Below are 1378 nucleotides of genomic sequence, written 5' to 3' on the forward strand. Positions count from 1 at the left end.
GTGTAGAAGCGATTGAAGCGCCTGATATCGGCCACCAATGCTTTTCGTTCATCCAGCATCTGCGTCGAACTCCGGCTAAGGCAGCTCTATTTTCAAAATTAGTGGACTGAGTCAATTAAATTTCGAAAGGCCAGGGAGCCAGCTACCGCGTCGTGCCCGCAATTCTCAGATTGCATTCCCTGCACCATGCGCCAGATTCATCGAGACAGGCTTGGAGAAATTCATGGCTGACCATCGCAGGAACGTGCGGGCACGCGTCTACGGCAATGTGCAAGGCGTCGGCTTCAGAATCTGGGCTCGGGGCGAGGCCACAGGCCTTGGTCTTGCGGGCTGGGTTCGCAATGAAGCGGATGGGGCAGTAGCGGCCCAAATTGCAGGCGTCGATGAAGCGGTCTCGACAATGATCGAGCGCCTCTGGGAAGGGCCGTCCGGGGCTTCGGTTTCCAGAGTCGACGTCGAGGAGTTGGCGGCCGAAAACGCCTTTGTTGGGTTCAGGATCGTAGCATAAAGGCGGATTTGGTTTGGACGCCCCTTGAATTAATTGAACGTTTGTTTTATTAGTGCCTCGCAACAGGACTGACATGGCACGCACCACCGGATCCGATGGCGAAAAGACCGAAGCGACCATCCGTGAGGCGGCGGTCAACCTCATCGCGCGCCTTGGTTACGAAGCGATGTCGATGCGTCAGTTGGCCAGCGAAGTCGGAGTGCAGGCAGCCGCGCTCTACCGCTATTTCCCAACCAAGGAAGAGCTTCTGTTCACGCTGATGCGCGAGCACATGGAAGGTCTGACCGAAGCGTGGGAAGCAGCCCGCCCTGTCAGTGCGGATCCCGTGCAGCGGCTCTCCGCCTATGTCGAAAACCACATTGCTTTTCATATCGAGCGTCGGCACGCCACGCATGTGTCGAACATGGAATTGCGCAGCCTGTCGCCCGAACGGCTGACGCAGATCCTGCGCATGCGCACAGCTTACGAAAAGGAGCTGCGCGCCATCCTGCGCGATGGTGCCGAGACGGGCGTCTTCAGCATCGACGACACCGGGCTGACGGCGATGGCGCTGATCCAGATGATGACCGGCGTCATCGTCTGGTTTCGGCCGGGCGAACGACTGTCGATCGCTGAAGTGACCACGACATATCTTTCAATGACAATGCGGCTCGTCGGCGCGAAGATCGACGCCTACAGCGCCGCGCGTCCCTTCGGACGCGCAAAGGACGCTGTAGCATTTTGATTTCGCGCATGATCCCTTTCCGAAAATCAAAGGCGATTTTCGGGGTCATGCGCAGGGAGGATAGCATGTACACGAACACGCTCAGCTTCGGGCATGACGAGGAGATCGAGGCGCTGCGCGACATGGTGCGGCGCTTCGCCCAGGAT

Annotated in this window: 2 protein-coding genes; both read left to right on the forward strand. The window is 58.3% G+C overall.

The window, feature by feature from the left end; translation table 11 throughout:
* Positions 1-223: 223 nt before the first annotated feature.
* A complete protein-coding gene (locus EN935_RS36075; RefSeq protein WP_127265725.1) occupies positions 224-508 on the forward strand; it encodes an acylphosphatase in 285 nt (94 codons plus the stop codon).
* A 73-nt stretch (positions 509-581) separates the two neighbouring features.
* Complete coding sequence (locus EN935_RS36080; protein ID WP_109662640.1) at positions 582-1232, forward strand: TetR/AcrR family transcriptional regulator; 651 nt, start codon at positions 582-584, stop codon at positions 1230-1232.
* The last annotated feature ends 146 nt before the right edge of the window (positions 1233-1378 follow it).

Origin of the sequence: Mesorhizobium sp. M7D.F.Ca.US.004.03.1.1, assembly GCF_003998635.1 — a bacterium.
Taxonomy (GTDB): domain Bacteria; phylum Pseudomonadota; class Alphaproteobacteria; order Rhizobiales; family Rhizobiaceae; genus Mesorhizobium; species Mesorhizobium loti.